The sequence below is a fragment of the Lactiplantibacillus sp. 30.2.29 genome (assembly GCF_018991255.1).
Taxonomy (GTDB): domain Bacteria; phylum Bacillota; class Bacilli; order Lactobacillales; family Lactobacillaceae; genus Lactiplantibacillus; species Lactiplantibacillus pentosus.
The window spans coordinates 1-1606 of record NZ_JAGYGU010000085.1; the positions used below are offsets into that span (position 1 = coordinate 1).

At 31.7% G+C, this 1606-nt stretch carries 2 protein-coding genes; both read right to left on the bottom strand.

The genetic code is table 11. The features are described 5' to 3' along the window. Positions 1-449: acyltransferase (locus KGF65_RS16565; RefSeq protein WP_216788260.1), on the bottom strand; the 449-nt coding region annotated here is incomplete at its 3' end. Then, positions 442-1572, bottom strand: a complete 1131-nt coding sequence (locus tag KGF65_RS16570; protein WP_216788261.1) for a glycosyltransferase family 4 protein — start codon at positions 1570-1572, stop codon at positions 442-444. The genes KGF65_RS16565 and KGF65_RS16570, both read right to left, overlap by 8 nt. Positions 1573-1606: the final 34 nt, after the last annotated feature.

Sequence of the window (1606 nt, forward strand, 5' to 3'; positions counted from 1 at the left end):
ATTGTTAATTTTTTACTAGAAAAGTTATGATTTTCGGCAAATAAGCTACATTTAGGACCAATCATAACATTATCACCAATTGTTATTTTTCCTGAACAGCCAACATATGCGTTAGGCCCTATAGAAGAGTTGTTACCCATGCTTAATCCTTTACCGTAGTCACCACCATAATAACTAGAAGGGCGTATCTGTACATATTTTCCGATAGTAACATTATCACCAAAGATTAATCCTTCAGAAGCAAGTCCCTGTATTTCCGAAAAGCTTTCAAATTTCACATTCTTACCACAGCAAATATGCTTTGAATAAGTAATAGAAACATGCTTTCCTACAAAGAGAAAACCTCTACTTTTTTTAAGGAATAGCGTTCGTACCCCCCCTCGAAATGCTTTTATTCCAGCTCTTATAACAATAAAGAATTTATCTGTTTTTGAAATATCCTTATTCATTTATCTTATCCTTAATAACCGAAGCAAACTTTGCTCCCCACGCTTTCCAACTATTGTTAGTTTCATAAAGTTTTCTTGCTCCTAAACTTAATTCCTCTAATTTTTTGTTTTTTATCCAATTCTCAATTACATTAGCATAATCTTTTCCATTAGCACGTAATGATAAGCGTTGACCATTTATTCCGTTAATCACATAGTTAGATAGCCCGCCCGTCTCAGTTGTTAAAATAGGAACACCATATGCATTAGCTTCATTTAGGACAATTGCAGAACATTCTGCTCTTGTTGGTAAAATGAATATATCTGTATTTTCCCATATATCTAAATATCTTTGTAAATCGGATTCTTCATTCTTATTAAGAAATCCAATATTCTTTACATAATCAACATTATTTAGTTCAGTCGGAAAATCCTCACTCCTAATTCCGCACACATATAACGTTGAATTAATTCCACGTTCATTTAATTTCTTTACAGTATCAACTGCAATATTTCCACCTTTTCTAACCCAGTCAACACCCGAAAATAATATATTTAGTTTTTTCTTCTTACTATAATCTTTAACCTTATAATTAATCAATGAATCATCGATGTTTGCTCCAAATGGTAAAACATCCACCCGATTCGAATCAATTCCATAATCTTTTATTGCAGAATTAGCTGCCCATTCAGAAGAAAAAATATTAAGTGATGCATTTTTTAATGCACGTTCCTCAATTAATTTAGCTTCCTTAATTGCTCTATTACTAAAATCAAACCAATAATAATCGACCATCAATGGAATAGTACCATCAGTATAATAAATAATTGGGGTAGATGTCTTCAGTCCTGCAACAATATCAACTTGTGCAGGAACAAAAATCAAATCATATTTATTTAAATCCTTATCAATTGAATTAATATGATATCGGCTCATAAGCCGTGAATGGATAAAAGAACCTTTTCCATAAAACACCCTGTATACTTTGGCTAAAAATTTATTAGTCATCATATTATTGTTATAAGGTATCCATTCTACTTGATACCCCCCCATTTTTAATGCTTCACAAAGGCCATAATATGTACCAGACCATTCTTTCTTATCCTTAAAAGGATCCGTGGGAGCTACATAGCCAATTAACATTGTTTTTCCTCCAAATATTATAAATTAATTATTT

Bases quoted from the DNA above. Each gene is read 5' to 3' on its own strand.
- KGF65_RS16570 (WP_216788261.1), bottom strand. From the start codon at position 1,572: ATGTTAATTGGCTATGTAGCTCCCACGGATCCTTTTAAGGATAAGAAA.